Origin of the sequence: Mycobacterium terramassiliense (assembly GCF_900157385.1) — a bacterium.
Classification (GTDB): Bacteria; Actinomycetota; Actinomycetes; order Mycobacteriales; family Mycobacteriaceae; genus Mycobacterium; species Mycobacterium terramassiliense.
Map to the genome: position 1 here is coordinate 1994677 of NZ_LT717701.1, position 20286 is coordinate 2014962.

The 20286-nt window shown below is 69.4% G+C and carries 16 protein-coding genes; 5 read left to right on the plus strand and 11 right to left on the minus strand.

Annotated elements, in window-relative coordinates; all coding sequences use genetic code 11:
* Positions 1–26: 26 nt before the first annotated feature.
* The 5 genes from MTAB308_RS24150 to MTAB308_RS24170 form a co-directional block, all read right to left on the minus strand.
* Entirely contained in the window at positions 27–1205 is a 1179-nt protein-coding gene (locus tag MTAB308_RS24150) for a BTAD domain-containing putative transcriptional regulator (RefSeq protein WP_425436314.1), read from the minus strand.
* Positions 1206–1348: 143 nt separating this feature from the next.
* On the minus strand, positions 1349–2047 hold the full coding sequence (locus tag MTAB308_RS24155) for a cysteine peptidase family C39 domain-containing protein (RefSeq protein ID WP_077102818.1): 699 nt from the start codon (positions 2045–2047) through the stop codon (positions 1349–1351).
* 174 nt (positions 2048–2221) lie between these two features.
* Positions 2222–2509, minus strand: coding sequence for a DUF732 domain-containing protein (locus tag MTAB308_RS24160; RefSeq protein ID WP_077102820.1), 288 nt, complete (start codon positions 2507–2509; stop codon positions 2222–2224).
* A gap of 94 nt (positions 2510–2603) precedes the next feature.
* Complete coding sequence (locus tag MTAB308_RS24165; protein ID WP_077102822.1) at positions 2604–4481, minus strand: ABC transporter ATP-binding protein; 1878 nt, start codon at positions 4479–4481, stop codon at positions 2604–2606.
* Entirely contained in the window at positions 4478–6220 is a 1743-nt protein-coding gene (locus MTAB308_RS24170) for an ABC transporter ATP-binding protein (protein ID WP_077104738.1), read from the minus strand. Before MTAB308_RS24170 ends, MTAB308_RS24165 begins: the two co-directional genes overlap by 4 nt.
* A 110-nt stretch (positions 6221–6330) precedes the next feature.
* On the opposite strand from MTAB308_RS24170, the gene MTAB308_RS24175 reads away from it, so the two are divergent.
* Together MTAB308_RS24175 and MTAB308_RS24180 are read left to right on the plus strand one after the other, a co-directional pair.
* Positions 6331–6894: a DUF3558 domain-containing protein gene (locus MTAB308_RS24175; protein WP_108637396.1), complete on the plus strand. Its 564-nt coding sequence runs from the start codon at positions 6331–6333 to the stop codon at positions 6892–6894.
* On the plus strand, positions 6891–7433 hold the full coding sequence (locus tag MTAB308_RS24180) for a DUF3558 domain-containing protein (protein WP_077102824.1): 543 nt from the start codon (positions 6891–6893) through the stop codon (positions 7431–7433). The genes MTAB308_RS24175 and MTAB308_RS24180 overlap by 4 nt, the downstream gene beginning before the upstream one ends.
* A gap of 2 nt (positions 7434–7435) precedes the next feature.
* On the opposite strand, the gene MTAB308_RS24185 is transcribed toward MTAB308_RS24180, so the two are convergent.
* Positions 7436–7939: a SixA phosphatase family protein gene (locus tag MTAB308_RS24185; protein ID WP_077104740.1), complete on the minus strand. Its 504-nt coding sequence runs from the start codon at positions 7937–7939 to the stop codon at positions 7436–7438.
* A gap of 5 nt (positions 7940–7944) precedes the next feature.
* Positions 7945–9372 (minus strand): PE family protein, encoded by a 1428-nt coding sequence (locus MTAB308_RS24190; RefSeq protein WP_077102827.1) that lies wholly within the window; start codon positions 9370–9372, stop codon positions 7945–7947.
* Between the two features lie 211 nt (positions 9373–9583).
* Between MTAB308_RS24190 and MTAB308_RS24195 the strand changes: the two genes are divergently transcribed.
* The 3 genes from MTAB308_RS24195 to MTAB308_RS24205 all read left to right on the plus strand — a co-directional run bounded on the left by MTAB308_RS24195 (position 9584) and on the right by MTAB308_RS24205 (position 14666).
* Positions 9584–10723 carry a metallophosphoesterase family protein gene (locus MTAB308_RS24195; protein ID WP_077102829.1) on the plus strand — a complete coding sequence of 380 codons (1140 nt, stop codon included), beginning with the start codon at positions 9584–9586 and terminating at the stop codon, positions 10721–10723.
* Positions 10720–13350: an AAA family ATPase gene (locus tag MTAB308_RS24200; RefSeq protein ID WP_077102831.1), complete on the plus strand. Its 2631-nt coding sequence runs from the start codon at positions 10720–10722 to the stop codon at positions 13348–13350. The genes MTAB308_RS24195 and MTAB308_RS24200 overlap by 4 nt, the downstream gene beginning before the upstream one ends.
* A gap of 62 nt (positions 13351–13412) precedes the next feature.
* Positions 13413–14666, plus strand: coding sequence for an alpha/beta hydrolase (locus MTAB308_RS24205; RefSeq protein WP_077102833.1), 1254 nt, complete (start codon positions 13413–13415; stop codon positions 14664–14666).
* On the opposite strand, the gene MTAB308_RS24210 is transcribed toward MTAB308_RS24205, so the two are convergent.
* The 4 genes from MTAB308_RS24210 to MTAB308_RS24225 are packed head-to-tail and all read right to left on the minus strand — an operon-like array spanning position 14653 to position 20117.
* Complete coding sequence (locus MTAB308_RS24210) at positions 14653–16395, minus strand: ABC transporter family substrate-binding protein (protein ID WP_083746646.1); 1743 nt, start codon at positions 16393–16395, stop codon at positions 14653–14655. The genes MTAB308_RS24205 and MTAB308_RS24210 overlap by 14 nt on opposite strands.
* Complete coding sequence (locus tag MTAB308_RS24215; RefSeq protein ID WP_077102838.1) at positions 16388–18226, minus strand: ABC transporter ATP-binding protein; 1839 nt, start codon at positions 18224–18226, stop codon at positions 16388–16390. Before MTAB308_RS24215 ends, MTAB308_RS24210 begins: the two co-directional genes overlap by 8 nt.
* Positions 18223–19146: an ABC transporter permease gene (locus MTAB308_RS24220; protein ID WP_077102839.1), complete on the minus strand. Its 924-nt coding sequence runs from the start codon at positions 19144–19146 to the stop codon at positions 18223–18225. The genes MTAB308_RS24215 and MTAB308_RS24220 overlap by 4 nt, the downstream gene beginning before the upstream one ends.
* Complete coding sequence (locus MTAB308_RS24225; RefSeq protein ID WP_077102841.1) at positions 19143–20117, minus strand: ABC transporter permease; 975 nt, start codon at positions 20115–20117, stop codon at positions 19143–19145. The genes MTAB308_RS24220 and MTAB308_RS24225 overlap by 4 nt, the downstream gene beginning before the upstream one ends.
* Positions 20118–20286 lie beyond the last annotated feature (169 nt).

Here is a 20286-nt window from a genome sequence, read left to right on the forward strand (position 1 = left end):
GCCGATGAGCGTGGCGCGCTTGAGGTTTATTCGCTGCCGGCCTTATTCCCCGCGGCGATCTCGAACGTGAACTCGTGCTCACCGATGCGGACGCGATCGCCGTCGTGCAGCGGAGTCGCCCTGCGGATCCGCTCGTGTTGCACGTGCACGCCGTTCGACGAGCGCAGGTCGTTGATGACGAAGCTGCTTCCGGTGTCGACGATCATGGCGTGGTAGCGGCTGACTTTGGGGGTGGCCAGCACGATGTCGTTGTCGCTGAGACGCCCGATGCGGGTCGTCGCCTCGTCCAGCGGGTAGCGTTCGCCGGAGTCCTCGCGCAGGTAGGCGACGGCATCGCGTTCGGACACCATCGTGTATTGGTCCATGACCGTGAGCGTCACGGCGGCGGTGGTCACGGCGGACTTCTTGACGTCCAACGGTTCCTGGCGCAGGATCCGGTCGTTGAGGTCGCGCAGGTTGTGGCCCGGGTCGATGCCGAGGTCCTCGGCGAGCGTCTCCTTCACGCGGCGGTAGGCCGCCAACGCGTCGGATTGGCGGTCGGTGAGGTAGTAGGCCGTGATCAGCTGCGCCCACAGCGGCTCGCGATAGGGATGCTCCGCGGTCAGGGCTTCGAGCTCGGTGATCACGGCAGACGCGCGTCCGCAAGCGATTTCGGCCTCGGCCTTTGCCGTGTGGACGAGGATCTTCTCCTCGACCAGGGAGGTGGCGAAGGTGTCGACGAACTGAAAGTCGCGCAGGTCCTCGAGCACCTGCCCGCGCCATTCCGCGAGCGCCGCCGAAAGGTGCTTGCTGGCTTGTTCGAACCGCCCGCCGGCGGCCGCCTGCACGCCCGCGGTCTTCTCGGCGATGAATCGCCCGATGTCGCAAGCGTCGTCGGCGATGCTGAGGCGGTAGCCCGGGGGCGCGGCGGCCAGCACCACCCGCGAGTCCACCCCGACGCCGCCGAGGATCTTCCGCAGGTTGGACACGTAGGAGTGGATGCTGGCCCTGGCCCCCGACGGCGGCGACTCGTCCCAAAGAGCCGTGGTGAGCCGGTCGACGCCCACCGGACTGTTGCGGTTCATCAGCAGCAAGGCCAAAACGGCCCGCTGCTTGGGGGTGCCCGGCGGCACCAGCGTGCCGTCCACGCTCATCTCCAGCGGTCCCAGCAGGCCGAACTCGAGGCGTTTGTCCACCATCGCGCGTAACACCCTCTCGCGTGTCATTGAGGTGCCTTGTAGTGATTGTGATACCAACTTGGCCAATTCGGTAACAACCCGGGGAACGCTCGCGTTGCGCAAATGCGGTCCCCGGCAACGCGATCTCGAATGGCCTGCGCGAATCAGATTGTGGTGCAGCGGAACACGTGTCAGAGGGTGACGACCATCAGCTCGTCGCTGGTCTCCCAGGACCGGAGGAAGAGCTGCAGGGGAACCTGCTCGTCGCGCCCGTCGGAGGTGCCGCTGTCGTTGAGGTGAACGATGCCGTTTGTGGCGTCGACGCCGGTCACCACCACCGCGTGGTCGGACAGCGGGTTGCCGTTCTTGTCCTTCTCCTCGACGGGCTGGTGCCAGATGAGTTCGCCGTTGAGGCTGACGATCACCTTGTGGCCGCTGCCCAGCGCCTGCTTGAGCCCCGCGATGCCCGGGCGGATGCCGCTTCTGGCGGTGTCGTCCCGGTCCATGACGACGGCGGTGACGTGGTATTGGGCGAGCAGCGCCGGCACGTCCGCCAGGCTGGCTCCGTCGCCGGAGTTGGGGTTGTCCGGATCGGCCGGCTTGGTGTAGATCGGGCCCGCGTGCACGACGCTGGGGGTCGAATGGGCCTTGGCGATGATGGCCTGCTCCGAGGGCGCCTCGCCGGTGAGCTGGCCGATGACGTCGGCGCTCGACATGAGGACGCAGTCGTCGTAGCGCTGCTCGTGCCAGTACTCGGCGGCGGCAACCGGGTCGCCATACATCAGTTCCGATGCGGCGTTGGCCGGGGCGGCCACGCCGAACGCGATCGCCCCGGCGAACACCGCGAAGGTGACGGTCCTGGCGACGGCGGCGATCGTGGTGGCCTTCATGGCGTGTCCTTTCGTCTCCGATTTCGCTTTCACCCTGTGCGGGGCGGTTGAGAAAAGGCTCCGACGCCGGCCTTGTCGGTATCTCCACGAATTCTTGGAACGCCCCGGGCCACGCCACTCCAGTGGCGGACGGGGGATTCCGTCAGCGGAATCCCCCGTCGCGGTGGGTGATTGCTAGGTCGCCTGACCGGCGAATTGCGGGCAGTAGAACTTCGTTGCGGCGGCCACGAAGTAACCCGCCTGCCGGGGAGACATCCTCGCCTGGGTCGTCAGCATGAGCGCGACGGCCGCCTTGCTCTTGCCGGCGGCCAGCTCGGTGCACACCTGGTGGCCCGCCTGGATGGCGTCTTGGTTCGTGCTGAAAGTGGTTGCCCCGGCGGCGCCGGCGGTCGCGACCGCGAGCCCGACGGCGGCGGTGCCCAGGGCGGTGGCAACGGCTGCGGTGATGCGGGTAGTGAACATCGTTGTGGTCCTTTCGGGTTCGGCCTTGACTGCGCCCAGCCTCGGGCCGGCCCCTTGGGGGATCCTCGACGAATTCTTGGTGGCTCGCGGGTGGCTAAGCCCGCGTCATCGCGTAGTAGGCGCCGCGGCGGGCCAGCAACTGGGCGTGGCTACCCTGTTCCACGATGCGGCCGTCGTGGACGACCAGGATGCGATCGGCATCCTGGATCGTCGAAAGGCGATGCGCGATAATAAAACTCGTTCGGTCCCGGCGAAGCTCGCGCATGGCGCGCTGCACGAGGGCCTCGGTGCGGGTGTCGACCGAGCTGGTCGCCTCGTCCAGGATCAACAGCTGCGGGCGGGCCAGGAAGGCGCGGGCGATGGTGATGAGTTGCTTTTCGCCGGCGCTGATGTTGGCGCCGTCCCCGCTGATGCGGGTCTGGTAGCCCGCCGGCAGCGTGTGCACGAACCGGTCGACGTAGGCCGCCCTGGCGGCCTCGACCACCTCGTCGTTGGTGGCCGCCGGACGCCCGTAGGCGATGTTCTCGGCGATCGTCCCGTCGAACAGCCAGGTGTCCTGCAGCACCATGCCGATCCGCGAGCGCAGCGACTGCCTGCTCACGGTGGTGATGTCGACCCCGTCGAGCAGGATTCGGCCGGAATCGACGTCGTAGAACCGCATCAGCAGGTTCACCATGGTGGTTTTGCCCGCCCCCGTCGGTCCGACGATCGCCACGGTGCTGCCGGGTTCGGCCACCAGCGACAGGTCGTTGATCACCGGCGTGCCCGGCCGGTAGGCGAAGTTCACCCGCTGGAACTCGACGCGGCCGCCGTTGGAGCGCGGTAGGGCGCGCTCGGGGGCGGCCGGCTCCTCGGGCTCGTCGAGCAGGTCGAACACCCGCTCGGCGCTGGCCACCCCGGATTGCAGGGTGTTGTACATGCCGGCCACCTGGCCGACCGGGGCGTTGAACTGCCGCACGTATTGGATGAAGGCCTGGATGCTGCCCAGCGTGATCTGCCCGGTCGCCACCTGCAGGCCCCCGACGACGGCGACGGCGACGTAGCCGATGTTGCCGACGAACGTGGTCGCCGGCGCCACCAGCCCGGAGAAGAACTGGGCGCCGAAACTGGCCCGGTACACGTCGTCGTTGCACCGGCGGAACTGCTCGCGCGCCGCGGCCTGGTGGCCGAACGTCTTGACCACGGTGAACCCGCTGTAGGTCTCCTCGATGTGGGCGTTGAGGCGTCCGGTGCTTCTCCACTGCGCCACGAACAGGCGCTGCGAGCGCCGCGCGATCGCGCGGGTCGTCAGCAGCGAAACCGGCATCGCCAGCAGGGTGATCAGGGCCAGCGGCGGCGAGATGGACACCATCATCGCCAGCACGGCCACCACCGTCAGCACCGCCGTTACCAGCTGGCTGATCGTCATCGACAGCGACGACTGAACGTTGTCGATGTCGTTGGTCACCCGGCTTAGCAGCTCGCCCCGCTGGCGCCCGTCGAAGTAGGACAACGGCAGCCGGTGAATCTTGTCCTCGACGTCGCGACGCAGCGCGACCATGGTGCGTTGCACGGTGCGGTTCAGCAGCCGGGCTTGCGCCCAGATCAGCAGCGCGGCAACGACATACAGGACCAGCGCCAGCGTCAGTGTCCTGCCCACGGCCGGAAAATCCACACCCCGGCCGGGCACCACGTTCATCCCGGACAGCAGGTCGGCGAAGGCGTTGTCGCCGCGGGCCCGAGCCGCGGCGACGGCCTGTGCCTTGGTGATTTCGGCGGGCAGCCGCCGCCCGATGACGCCGTTGAACAGCAGGTCGGTGGCGTGGCCCAGGATCCGAGGAACGACGACCCCGATCACCGTGCCCGTGATGCCCAGCGTGATCACCGCGATGCTCAGGTGTCGTTGCGGCGCAAGCCGTTTCACCAGCCGGGCCGCCGAGCCCCAGAAGTCGCGGGACCGCCCCGCCGTCGGTGCCACCGGCGCCACGGTCATTGCAAGGCGCCCACCGACTGCGAGTCGGCGAATTCGGCGTAGGTTGGGCAGTCGGCCAGCAGCGATTCATGCGTTCCCGCACCCACCAGCTTTCCGCCGTCGACGACGATCACCTGGTCGGCCTGGGCGGCAGTCGAAACACGCTGCGTGACAACGATGATCGTGGCGCCACTGGAGCTCTGCGCCAGCGACGCGCGCACCCGCGCGTCGGTGTGCACGTCGAGCGCGGCGAACGAGTCGTCGAACAGGTAGATGGCGGGCCGGCGGATCACCGCCCGCGCGATCGCCAGCCGCTGCCGTTGGCCGCCCGAAAAGTTGATCCCGCCCTGGGCCACCCGCATGTGCAGCCCACTATCTGCCGGGCCGTGTGCCCGCACGAACCCGTCGGCATCGGCCACCCGCAAGGCTTCCCACATCTCGTCATCGGTCGCGTCGTGCTTGCCGTAGCGCAGGTTGTCCGCGACGGTGCCGGTGAACAGGTAGCCGCGTTGGGGGACCAGGCCGATCGCCGACCACAGCCGTTCGGTGTCGTAATCGCGGACGTCGACGTCGTCGACCAGCACGGCACCGCCGGTCACGTCGTAGAGCCGGCAGATCAGCGACACCAGCGTCGACTTGCCCGAACCGGTGCTGCCGACGATCGCCGTGGTGGTGCCGGGCCGTGCCGTCAGCGAAATATCTTGCAGCACTGGGCGGTCGGCACCTGGGTAGCTGAAGCTCGCGCCGTCCAGCCGCACCAGGCCGGTGATCCCGCCCCGCGGAAACCTGGGATCCGGTGGGTTTTGCACCGCGGCGCGGGTCGAGAGCACCTCGGTGATCCGTTCGGCGCACACCGACGCGCGCGGCAACACCACCAGCGTCATCGTCGCCATCAGTACCGCCATCAGGATCTGGGTGAAGTAGGCCAGGAAGGCGGTCAGCGAGCCGACCTGCATCTGGCCCCGATCGATTCGCAGCCCGCCGAACCAGATCAGCGCCACGCTGGACACGTTGATGGTCAGCGTGGTCACCGGCAGCATCAGCGCCTGCAAATTGCCCGTCGTCAGCGCCGTGTCCGAGAGCGCGGCGTTGGCGCGCGCGAACCGGTCGCGCTCGAAACCCTCGCGCGCGAACGCCCGGACCACCCGGACACCCGAGAGCTGGTCGCGCAGCACCCGATTGATGCCGTCGATCAGGCCCTGCATCCGGCGCAGGAGCGGCAGCATGCGCGCCATGATCAGGTAGTTGGCTACGGCCATGATCGGCACGCTGACCAGCAGCAGCCAGGTCAGCGCGGCCTCCTGATGGATGGCCATGACGATGCCGCCGGCGCACATGATCGGCGCGGTGATCAGGACGGTGCCGGAGATCTGGACCAGGTATTGGATCTGCCGGACGTCGTTGGTGCTGCGCGTCAAGAGGGTGGGCGCGCCGAAACGGGCGGTCTCGCGTTCGGAGAAGGTCGTGACGTGTTCGAAGATCGCCCGGCGCAGGTCGCGCCCGAAGCCCATTCCGGTCCGTGAGCCGGAGTAGACGGCGCCGACGGCGCACAGCACCTGCAATCCGGTGACCGCGAGCATCACCATGCCGAGCCGCACGATGGTGGCCGCGTCGCCCTTGGCCACGCCCTCGTCGATGATCGCGGCGTTGACCGTCGGCAGGTACAGCGACGCCAGGGTGCTGGTCAGCTGGAGCGCCATCAGCACCGCAACAAGCCGTCGGTACGGCCGGATGTACTGGCGCAGCAGTGCCAGGAGCATGTCGTAACTGTCCCACACGGCCGGCGCCGCGGTCGTGACCACCGCATTGAAATGCCTGCTCACGCGCCGCGTCCGCGGTTGACCGCCCGGCTGCCGCTACAGTGCATCGTGTGACCAGCAGTAGGCGAGGCGCGAGGGCGCTGGCTCTAGCGGCGTCGGCTCTGACGATCCTGATCCCGACGATCGCGGGCTGCTCGGGTTCCGACAACAAGCCCGGAGCGACGGCTTCGTCGACGCCCGGCGGCGGGGAGGGTCACCACGGGCCGATGTTCCCGCAATGCGGCGGCATCAGCGATCAGACGGTGTCGGACCTGACCAAGGTGACGGGGCTGGTGAACACCGCCCGGAACTCCGTGGGGTGTCAGTGGTTGGCGGGCGGCGGCATTCTGGGCCCGCACTTTTCCTTCTCCTGGTATCGCGGCAGCCCGATCGGACGCGAGCGCAAAACCGAGGAGCTGTCGCGCGCCAGCGTCGACGACATCAACATCAACGGCCACGGGGGCTTCATCGCCGTGGGCAACGAGCCCAACCTGGGCGACTCGCTCTGCGAAGTGGGCATCCAGTTCGCCGACGACTTCATCGAATGGTCGGTCAGCTTCAGCCAGAAGCCGTTCCCGCCACCCTGCGACATAGCCAAGGAACTGGCCCGCCAATCGATTGCGAACTCGAAATGATCAGAACCGCCCGTGCCGGCGCGGCCGTGCTGCTCGCCGCGCTGTTGGTCCTGACGGGCTGTTCGAGGTCCATCGGGGGCAACGCCGTCAAGGCGGGCGGCAACGTCCCCCGCAACAACAACTCCCAGCAGCAGTATCCGAACCTGCTCAAGGAATGTGAGGTGTTGACCACCGACATCCTGGCCAAGACCGTGGGCGCCGATCCGCTCGACATCCAAAGCACCTTCGTCGGGGCGATCTGCCGGTGGCAGGCCGCCAACCCGGCCGGCCTGATCGACATCACGCGGTTCTGGTTCGAGCAGGGCAGCCTGGGCAACGAGCGCAAGGTGGCCGACTTCCTGAAGTACAAGGTGGAGAACCGTTCGATCGCGGGCATCGAGTCGATCGTGATGCGCCCGGACGACCCGAACGGCGCCTGCGGCGTGGCCAGCAACGCGGCGGGCGTGGTCGGCTGGTGGGTCAACCCCCAGGCGCCCGGCATCGACGCCTGCGGGCAGGCCATCAAGCTGATGGAGCTGACGCTCGCGACGAACTCGTAGGTCTAGCGCGGAACTTCGAAGCCCGTCAGGGCGGCGCGGCCCGGTTCCAATTCCGCCCACGCGCAGGGCACGCTGAGCACGGCGATCGCCGACGTCGGGAATTTCGCTGAAATGCGTTCCACGACAGCGTCGTCCGTGGCGCCGTCGTCGGCCAGCAGCAGCGCCAGTGTCGACGTCGTCGGTTCGTGACCCACGACCAGCAGCGTGCCGATTTCCTCGGCCGTCGCGTTGATCTCCTCGATCACCGTCCCCGGTGCGGCGCCGTAGAGCCGCTCGCTGTAGCGCACCGGGGCGGCCACGCGGGTGTTTTCCAGGGTCTGGCGCGCCCGCGTCGCCGTCGAGCACAACACGGCGTCGACGGCAGACACGTTGGCGCGCAGCCAATCCCCGGCCAGGCCGGCCTCCCTGATGCCGCGCGGCGCCAACGGCCGGTCGTGGTCGGCGACCCCGGCCGGGTAATCCGATTTCGCGTGCCGCATCAGCAGCAACGTGTGCCGATCGTTCATCGGGTTCACACCGGCAGCACGATCCCGGTGGCGGGGCCCAGGATGATCTGCTGGCCACCGGGGGGCACGTAGCCGCCCGTGGTCCCGTAGAGGCCGTAGAGCGGGCTCAGTGGGCCGTGCAAGGCGTAGATGTCGTTGATCCAGCCCGTGGACAGGGTGTACACGGCCTGGGTGTCGCCGCCCGGGGAGAAGGAGGTGGCCAGCTGCGAGACGAAGTCGATGACGGGCTTGTTGCCCAGCAGCGAGTCCACATGCGAGCCGTTGACCAACTCCACCCCGGTGAACTGCCCCGGATACAGGCTGACCAGTTCATTCGTGGTGGCGCCGAACGCGTTCCACGCCTGCGGCGGCGAGGCCACCACATAGTCGGGGATGTTCAGCGTCTTCAGGTTGGCGATCGCCGCCGCGAAGGCGGTGGAGTCATTTGCGACGCCGTCGAACATGATGACACCCAGCAGGTGGTTGTTGGCGGTGTTTGTCCCGAGGTCCGCGATGTAATCGCCGGCGGCGAGCGTGGCCAGGCCGCCGCCGGCGGAATGCCCGGTGATCATGAAGTTTTGTGGCAGCGTGCCGTGGTAACCGGCCTGGTTTGCGCTGAGGTTCAGCGCGCTCTCGTTGCCCAGGAACAACGAGCCCACCGCCTGGTGCATCTGGGTGCCGCCCAGCCAGGCGCCCATCGGCAACGGAATCGACGAGACGGTCGGGACGACCACGATGCTGTCGGTGCCGTACGCGAGGGCGGTCGCCAAACTGCCGTACCAGCCACCCGTGCCCAGGAAGCCGTGCTGCAGATAGATGACGCCGCGGGCGTTCACCGTACCGTCCGCCTGCGTCGGGAAGTACCAGCGCGCCGGGGCGTCGTAGCCGTTGGGACCGACGGCCAGGTTGAGATAGGAGAAGCCCTCCCGGACCCCGGTCACCGGGCCGGGGGTTCCCGTCCCCTGATACACGCCGCCGCTCTGATTCGCGAGAGTCCCGTTGAAGAAGCCGGTGAGCAGCCTGCCGAGCAGCCCGGGGCCGGTGGTCCCGGTGACGGCGGGCCCGACGGCACCTTCACCGAAGAGCGGATGCCCGGTCAGGTAGGTGAACGGTGAAAAGAAACCCACGTCGAAGAACTGCTGCTCCAGCCCCTTGATCAGCAGCGACACGTTCGTGAGCTCGCCGGCGGCGTAGGTGGCTCCGGCGGCGCCCAACGAACCCGCGAACCGGGTATGAAACAGCGTCGTCTGCGCGGTCAGCGCGTGAAACTCCTCGGCGAAGTCGCCAAAGACACCGGCGATGGCCGTCGACACTTCATCGGCGGCCGCCGCGGCAATGCCCGTCGTCGAGGGCGCCGCCGCGGCGGAGGCCCCCTTGATGGCCTCCTCGATCCCGGTCAAATCCGCCGCGGCTGCCGCAAGAGCCTCAGGCGCTGCGATCACTGACGACGGCATCGGCGGCTCCCATTCTCGGTGGAGAAATGCTAAACGAGGTCGGACCTGGTGCGGTTCGTAATGCGAGATTCGGAATAAGAGCCGTTCTCGCCGCCCGCGGCCGGCATTGCGCAGCACACCACGGACCTGCCGGGCAAGGTCCCGCGTCTTGTCGGCGCTCAGACCTAGACTTCGCGGTGCCCTGATAGCCACGTGATCCGAGGTTGCCGCCATGCGATTCCTGCACACCGCCGACTGGCAGCTGGGCATGACGCGGCACTTCCTCGCCGGCGACGCCCAGCCACGGTATGCGGCCGCGCGCCGGGACGCGGTGGCCGGCCTGGGCGCGCTGGCCGCCGAGGTGGGCGCCGAGTTCGTCGTCGTCGCCGGCGACGTCTTCGAACACAATCAACTCGCCCCTCAGGTGATCGGGCAGTCCCTGGAAGCCATGCGCGCCATCGGGATTCCGGTGTACCTGCTCCCGGGCAATCACGACCCGCTCGACGCGTCGTCGGTGTACACCGGCGCGCTGTTCACCGCCGAACGCCCCGACAACGTCGTCGTGCTCGACCACGCCGGGGTCCATCGAGTAAGGCCGGGGCTCGAGATCGTCGCCGCCCCGTGGCGGTCGAAGGCGCCGACCACCGACCTCGTCGCCGAGGTCCTCGACGGCCTGAGCCCGGGGCCCGTCACCCGCATCCTCGTCGCCCACGGCGGCGTCGACGTCCTCGACCCGGACCGCGACAAACCCTCGCTGATCCGGCTCGCCACGCTCGACGACGCCCTGGCCCGCGGCGCGATCCACTATGTGGCGCTGGGGGACAAGCATTCGCTCACCAAGGTCGGCGACGGCGGCCGGGTCTGGTACTCGGGCTCACCGGAAGTCACCAACTTCGACGACGTCGAATCCGACCCCGGTCACGTACTCGTCGTTGACGTCGACGACGACGGCGTCACCGTCGAGGCCCGGGACGTCGGCCGCTGGCGGTTCGTCACCCTGCATCGCCACGTCGACACCAGCCGCGACATCGCCGACCTCGACGTGAACCTGGACCTGATGACCGACAAGGAGCGGACCGTCGTGCGCTTGGCGCTGACCGGTTCCCTGACGGTCACCGATCGTGCCGCGCTCGACGCGTGCCTGGACCGCTACGCGCGGCTGTTCGCCCACCTGGGCACCTGGGACAGCCACACCGACCTGGCGGTGGTGCCCGCCGACGGCGAGTTCACCGATCTCGGCATCGGCGGGTTCGCCGCCGCGGCCGTCGACGAGCTGGTGGCCACCGCGCGCGGGGGCGACGCCGGGTCCGCCGCCGACGCGCAGGCCGCGCTGGCGCTGCTGCTGCGCCTCGCCGATCGGGGGGCCGCATGAGGCTGCACCGCCTCGCCCTGACGAACTACCGCGGCATCGCGCACCGCGAGATCGAGTTCCCCGACCACGGCGTGGTGGTGGTCAGCGGCGCCAACGAAATCGGCAAGACGTCGATGATCGAGGCGCTCGATCTGCTCCTGGAATCGCGGGACCGCTCCACCAAGAAGGAAGTCAAGCAGGTCAAGCCGACCCACAGCGACGTGGGATCCGAGGTCGGCGCCGAAATCAGTTGCGGCCCTTACCGTTTCGTCTATCGCAAACGATTTCATAAGAAATGCGAGACGGAGCTGACGGTACTCACGCCGCGCCGCGAACAGCTGACCGGCGACGAGGCCCACGAACGGGTCCGCGCGATGCTGGCCGAGACCGTGGACAACGACCTGTGGCACGCCCAGCGGGTGCTACAGGCCACGTCGACGGCCGCGGTGGATCTGTCCGGATGCGACGCGCTGTCACGCGCGCTCGACGTCGCGGCCTCAAACTCCCGGGCCGCCGCCGCGCTGCAGGGCACCGAGCCGCTGCTGATCGAGCGGATCGACGCCGAGTGCGGCCGCTACTTCACCCCCACGGGGCGGCCCACCGGCGAGTGGGCCGCCTCGATTACCCGGCTGGCCGCCGCGGAGGCCGCGGTGGCGCACTGCGTTGCGGCGGTGGCCGAGGTCGACGACCGGGTGCGCCGCCACGCTGAGCTGACCGAGCGGCTGGCCGAACTGTCGCGGCAGCGGGCCGCCGCCGGCCCCCGGCTGGTCGCCGCGCGAGCCGCCGCCGACCGGATCGCCGAGCTCACCAACCAGGCGCGCGAGGCGGGGCTGGTCGCCGAGGCCGCCGCCGCGACCGGCGCCGCGTCCGCGGCCGCGCACGAGGCGCGCCTGCGGCAGCTCACCGAAATCCAAAGCCGCACGGCAACCGTCGCCGCCGCCGCGGCCGAGGCACAACAGGCCGCCGAAGCGCAGGCCGCGGCCAAAGCCGAAGCCGAGGCGGCGGCCGCCGCCGCCGAGCGAGCCTCCCAACTGCTGACCGACCTGCAACGCCGCGCCGAATCCGCGCGGCGCGCCGTCGATCACCTCGCCGAGCGCGAGGAGGCCGACCGGCTGAGCGCCCGATTGGCCAAGATCGCGGCCATCGAGCGCGACCGGGAGGAAATCTGCGCGGAGCTCTCCGCGGTGGTGATCACCGACGAGCAGTTGCGGCGAATCGAAGACGCCGCGTCCGCCGCCGATCGCATCGGCGGGCAACTGGCGTTGACGTCCGCCGCGGTGGAGTTCACCGCCGTCGCCGACGTCGAGCTCGCCGCCGGCGACCAACGGGTGGCGCTGACCGCCGGCCAAAGCTGGTCGATCACCGCGACCGGCCCCACCACGGTCGAGGTGCCCGGCCTGCTGACGGCGCGGATCACGCCCGGCGCGACCACCCTGGACATCCAAGCCAAACACGCTGCGGCACAAGAGGAGTTGGCCGCGGCACTCGAGAAGGCGGGCGTGACGGACCTCGCGGCGGCGCGGTCCGCCGACGCGCGCCGCCGCGAGCTGCAGGGCCGCCGCGACCAGCTCGACGCCACCGTGGCCGGGCTCTGTGGCGAGGAACCGGTCGATCAGCTGCGGGCCCGGCTGGCCGAACTGCGCTCCGACCAGCCCGCCGAACCCGACCTCGTCGCGACCGACAAAGACGCCGCCCGCGCCGAACTCGAGGCCGCCGAGGCCGCCAGCGCGGACGCGGCCGCCGAGTGCGAGGCCCGCCGCCGGGCCGCGGCCGCCGCCGACGCGGCGCTCGCCGAATCGGCCACGCGCGCAACGGTTTCTCAGCACAAGCTGGACACCCAGCGCGCCGAGCTGGACGCGGCCGCCGACCGGCTCGGCCGGGAGCGGGCCACGGTCAGCGACGAGGGCCTCACGTCGGCGGCCGAAGCCGGGCGCCGCGCGTCCGAGGCCGCGCAGCGTCGGGTCGCAGAGCTGGCCGAGGAGCTGGCGGCCGCGGCGCCCGACGCGGTCGCCGCCGAATTTGCGGCCGCCGCAGCGGAATCGAAGTCGCTAAACGACCGCCACGAGGACGCCGCGCGCGCGCTGCGCGAAATCGACATCGAGCTTTCGGTATTCGGCACCGAGGGCCGCCAGGGCAAGCTGGACGCCGCGCAGATCGAGCGCGAGCACGCGGCCGGCGAACACGCGCGCGTCGGCAGGCGCGCGCGTGCCGCGCAGCTGCTGCGCTCGGTGATGACCCGGCATCGCGACACCACCAGGCAGCGCTACGTCGAGCCCTACCGCACCGAACTGCAGCGGCTCGGCCGCCCGGTGTTCGGCCCCACCTTCGAGGTCGACATCGACAGCGATCTGTGCATCCGCAGCCGCACGCTGGATGGGGTCACGGTGCCCTACGACTCGTTGTCGGGCGGGGCCAAGGAGCAACTCGGCATCCTGGCCCGGCTGGCCGGTGCGGCCCTGGTCGCGAAGGAGGACAGCGTTCCGGTGGTGGTCGACGACGCCTTGGGTTTCACCGACCCCGACCGGCTGGCCAGGATGGGGCGGGTCTTCGACACGGTGGGCGCCCACGGGCAGGTGATCGTGCTGACCTGCAGCCCCGACCGGTACGACGGCGTCACCGGCGCACACCGCATCGACCTCAACGTTTAGCATGTAGCGCTCGACGGTATTTCTCCGAAGGTGTCACCGGGAAGCGTGGCGGACTGATCGCTATGACCATGAACGCGAAACGGCGCCGGATGCAGAAAAAGCTGGCCGCGTTGCCCGGTGTGCGGCCGGTGCGTCGGCCGGTCTCGCCCGGTAGCTCCGAAGAGTTCGATCTCTACTACGTGCGCAGCGGCCGCAAGTCCGCCCAGCCGCTGGTGATCATCCCGGGTGGTCCGGGAGTGGCGTCGGTGCAGATGTACAAGGGGCTGCGCCGGCGGGCGGCCGCCACCGGCCTCGACGTCATCATGGTCGAGCATCGCGGCGTGGGATTGTCGCGTCACGACGATTCGGGCGCCGACCTGCCGCCGCGCGCGCTCACCGTGAACCAGGTCGTCGACGACGTGGCGGCCGTGCTCGACGACGCCCGCGTCGACACCGCCGTCATCTATGGGACGTCGTACGGCACCTACATCGCGGCCGGGTTCGGCGTGCGCCATCCGGGCCGGGTTCGGGCAATGGTGCTGGATTCACCGCTGCTGTCCCGCCACGACATCGTGACCGTGCGACGGGCGATCCGCCGGCTGCTGCTGCGGGGCGACAGCCCCGACACGGCGCCGCTGGCGCCCAAGGTCCGCAAGCTGGTCGACGCCGGGGTGATGACGGCGGCGGCCACGCAGGTCGTCGCGACGATCTACGGCTACGGCGGCGCCAGGCTGCTCGACCGCCAACTCGACCTGCTGTTGGAGAACCGAAAGTTGTTGTGGTGGGCGGTATCCCAGTTCGCCACGCTGGGCAACCTGCCGTACCGCTACGAGGAAGATCTGGTCAGCCGCATCGCGTTCCGCGAACTCGACTACGCCGCCGAACCCGACGGCCTGCCGCTCGACCCCGCCGTCGCGGAACGCGAAGCCCGCACCCAAAAGGTCAGCTTCGAGGACGAGCCGTACGACCTGCCGGCCGAGATGCCGAATTTCAACTGGCCCACGGCGGTGATCTCCGGCGGCCGCGATCTCATCACCCCGCCCCCGGTCGCCCAGCGGGTGGCGTCCCTCATTCCTCGTGCCGAGCTCTTGAAACTTCCCACCATGGCCCACAGCGCGCTGGACTTCCGGGAACCCGCGGCGCTGGCCGTTGCCGGCGCGGTGTGCCGCGGCGAGGTCGAGGGGCTGGCGGCCCAGGCCCCCGCGCTGGATGCGCTCCCGCCGCGGCCCGAAATTCGCCTGCTGTGGAAGGCGATCGAAGTGGCCGCCATCGTCGAGGGCACCCTGCCCGCGGTGCGGGTGCCCATGCCGTCGCGGTGGCGGCTCAGTTCCGCATGAACCCGATCGCGGTGTAGTTGAGGTCGGCGAGGCCGACCGCGCCGAAGTTGGCCAGCGTGCTGCGCACCGCGACGTCACCGGGGGATTGGGTCAGCGGGAGGCTGAACCCCTCGGCCCAGATCAGCTTGTCGAGGTCGTTGGCCAACGCCCGCGCCTTGGCCGGATCGAGCTCTTCGAGCGTCCGCTCGATCGCGGCGTCGATCTCCGGGCTGCCGATCTTGCCGAAGTTGCTTGCCCCGTCGGACTGGTAGATCTGCGTCAGCGACGACAACGGGAACGCGTCGCCCAGCCAACCGAACTGCGCGATGTCGAACGCGCCGACGTTGATGTAGTTGGTGAAGAACCCGCTGCCGGACCTCGCGACGAGTTCGAGCTTGACGCCGATCTGGGCGAGGCTGTGCTGGGCGATCTGCGCGAACGCGCGGCTGCCCTGCGCGTCGTAGAACAAGTCGCGGATGACGAGCTGGCGGCCGTCCTTCTCCCGGAACTGGCCGCCCCGCTTCCAGCCCAACTGGTCCAATTCCCGGCTCGCCTCGGCCGGGTCGTAGGGGACGATGAAGCTGTTGTCCTGGTAGCCCTCCTGCCCGGCGACGTAGATGTGGTTACCCAGCGCCACCGGGTTGTCGGTGAGCCCGTACTGGACGACCTTGGCGATGGTCTGCCGGTCAATGCCCTTGGACACGGCGACGCGCAGCGCCCTGTCCTCCAGGATCGCCCCGTGGGACCCGTTGAAGGTGAAGTGCGACCAGCTCGGCGCGGGCGCGCGGCGGATCGAAATGCCCTTGGTGCGTTGGGCGATCGTCAGCTGATCCACCGTGCCGATCCCGGTCGCATCGATCGTGTTGTTCTGCAGCGCCGGCAGCCGTGCCGCGTCGTCGAGCACCAGGTACGTGATGCTGTCCAGGCGGGGCCGCGCGCCCCACCATTTCGGGTTGCGGGTCAAGACGATTCGCTGCGTGGTCCGGTCCAACGACGACACGACGAACGGACCGGCGGACGGGCCGGGCCCGTCGAGCTGGCCCTTGTTGAACACCTCGGGCGTGGCGGTCATGCTGGCAGGCAGCAGCATGCCGTTGCCGGCGAACATGCCGCGCCACTCGGCGTACGGCTTGGCGAACGTCATCACGGCCTCCCGGTCATCCTCCCCGCGGGTGACCGAAGCGACCCGGTCCGCGCCGCCGGGACCGGCGATCTCGAACGTCTTGTCGGCGCCGGACAGGGCGCGGATCTGGCTGTCGATGTCGCGCCAGGTGATCGGCGTGCCGTCGGACCACACGGCTTTCGGGTTGATGGTGTAGGTGACCACCTGCGGGTTGGTCCCGGTGAGCTCGACGCTGGTGAAGTAGTCGGTGTCGACGGTCGTCGACCCGTCCGGCCCGATGACGAACGCGCGCGGCAGGGTCGCCTTCATCATCCCGGCGACCTCGGCCGAGTTGCCGTCGATGCTCAGGATGTTGAAGTTCGGCGGAAAATCGCTGAGCGCCAGCCGCAGGTTTCCGCCGTCGCGCAGCGTCGCGGGATCCCGCGGGTTGACGTCGCTGGTGGTGCCGATCGAGGCGTTGTTGCCGGTCGGCGGCGCCAGGTCGATGGCCGGCGAGCAGCCGGTCAGCGCCAAACCGGCGATTACCAACAGGCTCAGCACCCGCCGAGCCCGCGTCCAGGGCGCGGATTTGCCCCCAAACCCCGCGCTGAGCGCAGTCTCGGCGCCGAAGGATCCCGCCCTAGACATGCTTGCCCGGATCCGGTTGCGGCACCGCTCCCAGCAGCTGGCGCGTGTAGTCGTGCTGCGGGTTGCGGAACAGCTCGTCGCTGTCGCCCTGCTCCACGATGGCGCCGGCATGCATCACCGCAACCCGGTGGGCCAGGTGCTTGACCACGGAAAGGTCATGGGAGACAAAGAGATACGACAGGCCGAACTGCTCTTGCAGGTCGAGCAGCAGGTTGATGATCCCGGCCTGGATCGAGACGTCGAGCGCGGACACCGGCTCGTCGAGGGCCAGGATCTTGGGCTGCAGCGCCAGCGCCCGCGCGATGCCGATGCGCTGCTTCTGGCCGCCGGAAAACTCGGCGGGGTAGCGGGCCGCATCGGCGCGGCGCAGCCCCACGATGTCGAGCAGCTCGGCGACCCGCGCGTTGGTGTCACTCTTGCCGAAGCCGTTGGCCCGCAACGGTTCGGCGAGCAGCTCGAAGACGGGCAACCTCGGGTCCAGCGACGCGACCGGGTCCTGGAACACGACCTGGATGTCGCGGCGCAGCGCGCGGCGGCTCGCCGGCGTCAACGAAGCCGCGTCGTGGCCCAGCACCTCGATCGACCCCGACTGCGGCGCAACCAGTTCCAGGATCTCGTGCAGCGTGGTCGACTTGCCCGAGCCGGATTCCCCGACGATGCCCAGGGTGCGGCCCTGTCGCAGCTCGAAACTGATGCCGTCGACGGCGCGGACCTCGCCGACGGTCCGGCGCAACACCACGCCCTTGGTCAGCTTGTAGGTCTTGACCAGGTCGCGCACCCGCACAACGACGGACGAGTCTCCGACGGCCGCCGCGCGGGCGGAGGTGTTGACCCCGTAGATGTCCGCGGCGCTGCGCTCGCCCACCTGGTCGGTGCGGATGCAGGCCGCCCGATGGTCCACGCCGACCTCCACCAATTCCGGTTCCGCGGAGCGGCATTCGTCGATCACCAGCGGGCAGCGCGGCGCGAACGGGCAGCCCGGCTCGAGCCCCACCAACGACGGCGGCGCGCCGGGGATGGGCACCAGCCGGGTGCCCTGGGCGGCGTCCAACCGGGGCACAGATCCCAACAGCCCCACCGTGTAGGGCATCTGGCGGACGCGGTAAAGCTCCGTCACGCCGGCGAATTCGACGACCCGCCCGGCGTACATCACCAGGGCCCGGTCGGCGAACTCGGCGACCACGCCGAGGTCGTGAGTGATGATGAGCACCCCGGCGCCGGTGACGTCGCGGGCGGTCTTGAGCACCTCCAGGATCTGCGCCTGCACCGTCACGTCCAGGGCGGTGGTCGGCTCGTCGCAGATCAACAGGTCGGGGTCGTTGGCGATCGCGATCGCGATGACCACCCGCTGCCGTTCGCCGCCGGACAGCTCGTGGGGAAACGCGCGGGCGCGCCGCTCTGGCTGCGAGATGCCCACCAGCTCAAGCAGTTCCACCGCGCGCCGGCGGGCCGCCTTCCTGCCGATCTGCGGCTGGTGCACCTCGATCGCCTCGGCGATCTGGTCGCCCACGGTGTAGACCGGCGTCAGCGCCGACATCGGGTCCTGGAACACCATGCCGACCGCCTTGCCGCGGAGCCGCGACATCGCATCGTCGTCGAGCCCCAGCAGCTCGGTGCCGTGCAACCGCACCGAGCCGCGCACGCGCGCGTATGCCGGCAGCAGCCCCACCACCGCCATGGCCGACACGGACTTGCCGGAGCCCGACTCGCCGACCATGGCCACCACCTCGCCGGGCTCGATGTGGTAGCTGATGCCGCGCACCGCTGTCACCGGCTGGCCGTCGGTCGGGAAGTCGACGGCCAGGTCGGTCACCTCCAGCAGCGGGCTCATCGGGCGCCGCCCCGCCCCATCCCGCTGCCGGGGTCGAGCGCGTCACGCAGCCCGTCGCCGGTCAGGTTGGCGCACACCAGGATCAGCACCAGAACCCCGGCCGGAAACAGAAACACCCAAGGGAATGTGGTCGCGGATTGGGTGCCGTTGGCGATCAGCGTGCCCAGCGACACGTCGGGCGGCTGGATGCCGAAACCGAGGAAGCTCAGGCCGGTTTCGGCCAGGATGGCCGAGGCGACGTTGAGCGCGGCGTCGATGATCAGGATCGAGGCCACGTTGGGTACCACGTGACCGATGATGATCCGGCGGCTGGAGACACCCATATACCGTGCGGCGCGGATGAATTCGCGCTCGCGCAGGCTCATGGTCATGCCGCGGACCATGCGCGAACTGATCATCCAGCCGAAGGCGGCCAGCAGCAGCACCAGCAGCAGGACGCTGGAGGACTTCTTGACCCGCGGCGTGAGGATGGCGATGAGGATGAAGCTGGGCACCACCAGCAGCAGGTCGACCACCCACATCAGCACCCGGTCGCGCCAGCCGCCGAAGTAGCCGGCGATGGAACCCACGGTGGCGGCAATCCCGGTGGAGATGAAGGCCACGCACACGCCGATCAGCATCGACTTCTGCATGCCCCGCAGGATTTGCGCCAGCAGGTCCTGGCCCATCGCGTTGGTGCCCAGCCAGTGCCGGGCGTTCGGCGGCTGCAGCAGCGCGCTGAAGTCGAGATCGTCGTAGGAGTAAGGCAGCAGCGACGGCAGCGCGTAGCAACCGACGAACAGCAGCACGAGCAGCGCCAGCGACGCCACCGCGAGCCGGTTGCGGCCGAACCTGCGCAGCACCAGGGTGCGCCGCGAGGCGAACTCCACCTCCTCCGGAGCCGAAAGACCCTGTGCGGCAGTGGTTTCAGCGCTTGTCATGACACCCGCACCCTAGGATCGAGTGCGGCGTAGAAGACGTCGGAGAGCAGGCCGGCCAGCAGCACCACCGTGCCGGAGAACAGGGTGATGGCGGCGATGATGTTGGTGTCCTGCGTGGATATGCCCTGCACCAGCCATTCGCCCATGCCGTGCCAGCCGAAGATCTTCTCGACGAACACCGCGCCGGTGACCAGCCCGGCCACCCCGTAGGCGAACAGCGTCGCCAGCGGTATCAGCGCGGTGCGCAGCCCGTGTTTGAGCAGCGCGCGCCGGCGGGTGAGGCCCTTGGCGCGGGCGGTGCGGATGAAGTCCTGGCCGAGGACGTCGAGCATCGCGTTGCGCTGGTAACGGCTGTAGCCGGCGGCGGCCATCAGCGAGAGCGTCAGCGTGGGCAGGATCAAGTGCCGCAGCCGGTCGAGCACCTCGTGCCAGCCGCCGTCCACGCCCGGCGACGTCTCCCCGGTGTAGTCGAAGAGCTGCAGGCCGGTGGCCCAGTTCACCCGCAGCGCCCCGAGGATCAACAGGTTGGCGATGACGAACGACGGGGTGCTGAGCACCAGCAGCGCCAGCATGGTGACGAGGCGGTCACTGAGCCGGTACTGGCGAATCGCCCCCCAGGCCCCCGCCACGATGCCCAGCACGGTGCCCACCACCGAGCCGACCACCAGCAGCCGCAGGGTCACTCCGACGCGGCGCCACAGCGTGGTGCCGACGGGCTGGCCGGTGATGGTGGTGCCGAAGTCGCCGCGCACCACGTGCGAGGCCCAGTGCGCGTAGCGGATCGGGATCGGCTGGTCCAGGCCGAGCGCGTGGGCCTTGGCGTCGATGACCGCCTGCGGCGGGCGTGGATTGCGCTGTAACAGGCTGTCCAGCGGCGAGAACGCCAACGAGGTCAGGCAATAGGTCAGAAACGAGGCCAGCGCCAGCAGCACGATGTAGTTGAGCACCCGGCGCGCCAGAAACCGGATCATGCCCGCCCGTTCCGCATTGGGACAGGTTAACGAGCCGACGGCGGAGCGGCAGGGTCCCCGTCGCGCAGCGTCGCCGATTGTCGCTGCGAGGTGGACAAAAGACACCCATCGGGCCCCCGACGTCCGCCCTGATTTTTACCCGTGAACTCCGGATGGCCGGTTGCTACGA

Coding starts and splice junctions, on each gene's coding strand:
- MTAB308_RS24185 (WP_077104740.1), bottom strand. CDS start 7,939: ATGAACGATCGGCACACGTTGCTGCTGATGCGGCACGCGAAATCGGAT.
- MTAB308_RS24165 (WP_077102822.1), bottom strand. CDS start 4,481: ATGACCGTGGCGCCGGTGGCACCGACGGCGGGGCGGTCCCGCGACTTC.
- MTAB308_RS24155 (WP_077102818.1), bottom strand. CDS start 2,047: ATGAAGGCCACCACGATCGCCGCCGTCGCCAGGACCGTCACCTTCGCG.
- MTAB308_RS24220 (WP_077102839.1), bottom strand. CDS start 19,146: ATGACAAGCGCTGAAACCACTGCCGCACAGGGTCTTTCGGCTCCGGAG.
- MTAB308_RS24215 (WP_077102838.1), bottom strand. CDS start 18,226: ATGAGCCCGCTGCTGGAGGTGACCGACCTGGCCGTCGACTTCCCGACC.
- MTAB308_RS24190 (WP_077102827.1), bottom strand. CDS start 9,372: ATGCCGTCGTCAGTGATCGCAGCGCCTGAGGCTCTTGCGGCAGCCGCG.
- MTAB308_RS24195 (WP_077102829.1), top strand. CDS start 9,584: ATGCGATTCCTGCACACCGCCGACTGGCAGCTGGGCATGACGCGGCAC.
- MTAB308_RS24180 (WP_077102824.1), top strand. CDS start 6,891: ATGATCAGAACCGCCCGTGCCGGCGCGGCCGTGCTGCTCGCCGCGCTG.
- MTAB308_RS24200 (WP_077102831.1), top strand. CDS start 10,720: ATGAGGCTGCACCGCCTCGCCCTGACGAACTACCGCGGCATCGCGCAC.
- MTAB308_RS24210 (WP_083746646.1), bottom strand. CDS start 16,395: ATGTCTAGGGCGGGATCCTTCGGCGCCGAGACTGCGCTCAGCGCGGGG.
- MTAB308_RS24170 (WP_077104738.1), bottom strand. CDS start 6,220: ATGCTCCTGGCACTGCTGCGCCAGTACATCCGGCCGTACCGACGGCTT.
- MTAB308_RS24160 (WP_077102820.1), bottom strand. CDS start 2,509: ATGTTCACTACCCGCATCACCGCAGCCGTTGCCACCGCCCTGGGCACC.
- MTAB308_RS24205 (WP_077102833.1), top strand. CDS start 13,413: ATGACCATGAACGCGAAACGGCGCCGGATGCAGAAAAAGCTGGCCGCG.
- MTAB308_RS24225 (WP_077102841.1), bottom strand. CDS start 20,117: ATGATCCGGTTTCTGGCGCGCCGGGTGCTCAACTACATCGTGCTGCTG.
- MTAB308_RS24150 (WP_425436314.1), bottom strand. CDS start 1,205: ATGACACGCGAGAGGGTGTTACGCGCGATGGTGGACAAACGCCTCGAG.